Annotated in this window: 5 protein-coding genes; all 5 read right to left on the bottom strand. The window is 54.2% G+C overall.

What is annotated here, in order from left to right; genetic code table 11:
- Positions 1-27 precede the first annotated feature (27 nt).
- Complete coding sequence (locus DWZ38_RS21835) at positions 28-216, bottom strand: transposon-encoded TnpW family protein (RefSeq protein WP_002569233.1); 189 nt, start codon at positions 214-216, stop codon at positions 28-30.
- Positions 213-1,067 (bottom strand): ATP-binding protein, encoded by an 855-nt coding sequence (locus tag DWZ38_RS21830; protein WP_117855407.1) that lies wholly within the window; start codon positions 1,065-1,067, stop codon positions 213-215. Before DWZ38_RS21830 ends, DWZ38_RS21835 begins: the two co-directional genes overlap by 4 nt.
- Positions 1,064-1,813: a phage replisome organizer N-terminal domain-containing protein gene (locus DWZ38_RS21825; RefSeq protein WP_117855404.1), complete on the bottom strand. Its 750-nt coding sequence runs from the start codon at positions 1,811-1,813 to the stop codon at positions 1,064-1,066. The genes DWZ38_RS21830 and DWZ38_RS21825 overlap by 4 nt, the downstream gene beginning before the upstream one ends.
- The gene (locus DWZ38_RS21820) at positions 1,803-2,015 is read right to left on the bottom strand and encodes a hypothetical protein (protein WP_117855402.1); all 213 of its coding nucleotides are present in this window, start codon (positions 2,013-2,015) and stop codon (positions 1,803-1,805) included. The genes DWZ38_RS21825 and DWZ38_RS21820 overlap by 11 nt, the downstream gene beginning before the upstream one ends.
- A 174-nt stretch (positions 2,016-2,189) precedes the next feature.
- A partial coding sequence (locus tag DWZ38_RS21810; RefSeq protein ID WP_117855399.1) for a relaxase/mobilization nuclease domain-containing protein occupies positions 2,190-3,571 on the bottom strand: 1,382 nt, incomplete at its 5' end.

Raw genomic sequence — 3,571 nt, 5'->3', positions numbered from 1 at the left:
GCGTCAAATCTGCTTCTTTATGGTCGGTCAAATCGCCGTTTTTTGTGTAGCAGCTTCCGCTTCCAGCACTTTCATCATCTTGTCGGCTGCGGTGTCGGTTGCGCCCTGCTTGAAGAAGCCGGAAACGGTAAGGACGGAGTTGCCCATGCGGATTTCCGTCACACAGTCCGGGCGGCGGTCTGTTTTGGTGGTGCTTGTCTGTTTCGTTTCTGTCATAGGCTCTCCTTTCGCTGCTTCATCAGTTGCTTTAAGCGTTCCAGTTTTTCCTGTGCGGTTTCCTTTCGGAAGTTGCTGCCCGTGAAGCGGACGGGGGCGCACATGGAAGTCAGCCTGTCATAGATACGGGCGTGGGGCGTGTCCTGCGGGTGCTGCAATTCCTCCAGCGTGAGGTTGGTCGTGGCGATCAGCGGCTTGCCGCTTCGGTAACGGCTGTCAATCACGCTGTAAACCTGTTCCAGCCCGTATTCTGTTCCTCGCTCCATACCGAAATCATCAAGTATCAGCAGAGGGTAGCTGCAAAGGCGGGAAATATATTCGTTCCTGCCCTCAAAGCTGGCGGCAAGGTCACCCAGTATCGTTGCAAAGTTTGTCATGCAGACGGCAACCTCTTTTTCCATAAGGGCGTTGGCGATACAGGCGGCAAGGTAGCTTTTTCCCGTCCCCACGCCGCCCCAAAACAGGTAGCCGATATTTTCAGCCTGCATGGTTTCCCAGCTCTCCACATAAAAGCGGGCGGTTTCGGTCTGTGGGTTTCTGCCGTTGTCATGCTCAAATGTCCAGTTCCGCATAGCAGGGTCGGTAAAGCCCCGGCGTTTCAAGTCCTCCACTTTTTCAAGGTGCTTCTGTCGGCTTTCGGCGGCTTGCTGCTTTTCACGGGCTGCCCGCTGGCAGTCGCACTCTGCCGGGTGGCGGTCACGCCCGAAACAAGTCTTTCCCTCTGCAAAATAGGCTTCTTTGGGCGTATGGCACTTACCGCAGTATAAAAGCCCGTCCTCGCCTGTGTAGTCCTCCGCTTCGGCGGTAGTGGCTGTAATGTCCGTAATCATAGCTTCAATCTCGTTTTTCATAAGCTCTCGCCCTCCTTGCATGAATAATCGGGTATGCCCTGTTTCGGGGCAGCCTTGCCTTTGGCAGCGTCCTCCTGCGCCCACTTGTAAATGGTGGCTGCATGGCTGTGGTACTGTTTCCCGGTGGAAGCGATATGGCAGGAAAGCCGGTCAATATAATACTCCCACTTGTCGGGCAACTCTGTTTTTAGCCCGGAAAGCTCTGTATCGGTCAGTATCACATTGTTGTATCTGCCATAAGCGGCGGGGGCGGGGTGTCCCGTTTCTCCCTCTCTCTCTTTTTCTATCTCTATCTCTTTCTCTAACTCTATCTCTATCTCTGGTGGACGAATGTCGGACAAATGTCCGCCTTTTGTCCGGGGCGGTAAAAGTGCCTTGTTTTCCAGTCTTGCAGCCCGTTTCCGCTCGGCTTCGGTAGAGGACTGTCCTATCATCAGCTCAATGTCGGTCATATAGAAAGCCCCGCTGTCAAGCTGCTCCACAAGCCCCAACTGCCGGAAAATCTCTAAAGCCCTCTCAACCGTCCCTATCTGGTGGCGGGTCAGTGTCGCTATCATCTGCGCTGTGTAGGGGATATGCTCGTCAAGCTGCAATTTCCCGCCGTTTTTCAGCGATTTTAAGTACAGCTTCAAGAGGATATTGGAGTATAAAATCCCGTCTTTCATATCTTCCAGCAGCACACTGGAGTCGCTGTCAAAAAAGTTCTCTTTCAGCTTGAGGTAGTAATACTTGCGGTTATCTGCCATTGTCCCTGTCCTCCTTTTTCCGGCGTTTGGAGTAGTAGTGGGGGCAGAGTATGATAACCGCCCGGAAGCTCTGCTTGCAGCTATGGGTACAGCCCCGGCAGAGGTCGTTGTATGTGATACGGTCGCAGGTGGCATTCCCGACTTTCACTTGCCGCAGGAAAAAAGACCATTCCAGCCGCCGTTTCTTGCTCATTCTTGGCATGGGTGCGCTCCTTTCTGCCGTTTCCGCTGGTGTGGCGGTATCGGCGATAATTCTGTATCATCTCGGTATCATTTTCGGGGTTTTTCTGCCCTGTAAGCCAGTTAAAAAATCCTTTGGTATTGCGGGGCAGCCCCCTTGTTCTGTATGGGTTCAGGTACATTTGGGGACGGTTTTTTATCGCTCCTGTTCCTGCCTTTTCACAGGCTTGCGTTCCCGGCGTAAAATCTGGTCGATATTGCCCTTGACAGTCTGTAAGCGGCGGTATTCCTCCCGTTTTGCCCGGTAATCGTTGTAGCCGCTGTTTTTCTCTTTGATAAGGCTTTCAATCTCTGCTTGCAGGGCTTTATAGCTTGGCAGCTTGGAAATGCCGTTCTCCCTGAAATAACGGGCGGCTGCGTCTGCTATGATAAAGTCACTTTCGTGCTTTTGTCGGTAGGCTGCTTTTGCTTTGGCGTTTTTCTGCTGTTTCAGTCCGTCCCGGACAGGGCGGGTCTTGGAATAGGCAAGTACCTGCCGTTGCAGCTCCTTTTTCCCGTTCAGCGTCTTTTCCACCTGCTTCAGCTCTGTAAGGCTTTCCTGCATGGCGGTATAGGCGGCAGAACAGGCTTCGTCCAGTTCCTCCGGGGAAGAAAAGCCGTACTGCTGGTAGGCGGTAACGGTAGCCGCCATCTGCTTTAGGTTGTGCTTTGCCGCCCAGCGGTCATAGCCCACGCCCTTGCCCTCGGCTCGCTTGGCTTCCCGGTCAACCATGCGCTGCAAGATGTTGTCTGCCGGGGTGGTTTTTGCGGCTTTTTCCTCCTGCAAGCGTCCCTTTTGGGTATGTGGGTATTCCGGTATGGCTTTGGGCTTTTCGGCGGCTCTGTGGGCGTTCTGCGTGAGCAGGGCAAGGACAGCAGTCTTGTCAAAATCGTCCCCCAGCTTCCGGGCTGTGATAGGCTTTGTCCTGTCCGGCGTGAGGTAGGAAAGCCGCCCCCGGCTCTCCTTGACGGTCACACCCTCCTGCAGCAAAAGGGAAGAAAACTCGTCAAAGCTGGCAGCTTGGGAAAGTGCCTGCCGTATCGTCCGGCGCAGCTTCGCCTTGTCCGTTTCAAACTTGGTGGGCTTGGTCGGCTGTCCTGCGGCTTCTCTGGCGGCGTTCTCTTTATCAAGGGCAAGCTGCCCTTTCTTTGCCGCCCAGTATTCCCGTTCGGTTATCCGTTCCTTGCTGCCGTTCAAGAGGTCGATTTGGTAAAGCCCCTCCCGGTGGCACATCTCCATGACTTCACTCTTGAAATATTCCATAGCAGCGTTGGTGCAGCGGTGCTTGCAGCCCTCCCGTGTATCGGCTGGTCTGTCCATGTAGGGCAGAAGCGGGACTTCATAAATCCGCAGGGAGTTGATGACGATATGCACATGGATATTGCCGCTGTGGTTATGCCCGTCCGGGTGGGTGCAGATTAGGGCTTGGTGTCCGGGAAAATGCTCCTTGCAGAACTGCTCGCCCAGCTCCTGCGCCCGGTCTACGGTCAAGCCGTTGTCTGTCCCGTCCCGTGGGTCAAAGCTGATGATATAGTGGT

The organism is Ruminococcus sp. AF31-8BH (assembly GCF_003460605.1).
GTDB lineage: Bacteria > Bacillota > Clostridia > Lachnospirales > Lachnospiraceae > Blautia_A > Blautia_A acetigignens.
This window is presented reverse-complemented; position numbering and strand designations above follow the sequence as displayed.

Coding starts and splice junctions, on each gene's coding strand:
- DWZ38_RS21835 (WP_002569233.1), bottom strand. CDS start 216: ATGACAGAAACGAAACAGACAAGCACCACCAAAACAGACCGCCGCCCG.
- DWZ38_RS21830 (WP_117855407.1), bottom strand. CDS start 1,067: ATGAAAAACGAGATTGAAGCTATGATTACGGACATTACAGCCACTACC.
- DWZ38_RS21825 (WP_117855404.1), bottom strand. CDS start 1,813: ATGGCAGATAACCGCAAGTATTACTACCTCAAGCTGAAAGAGAACTTT.
- DWZ38_RS21820 (WP_117855402.1), bottom strand. CDS start 2,015: ATGCCAAGAATGAGCAAGAAACGGCGGCTGGAATGGTCTTTTTTCCTG.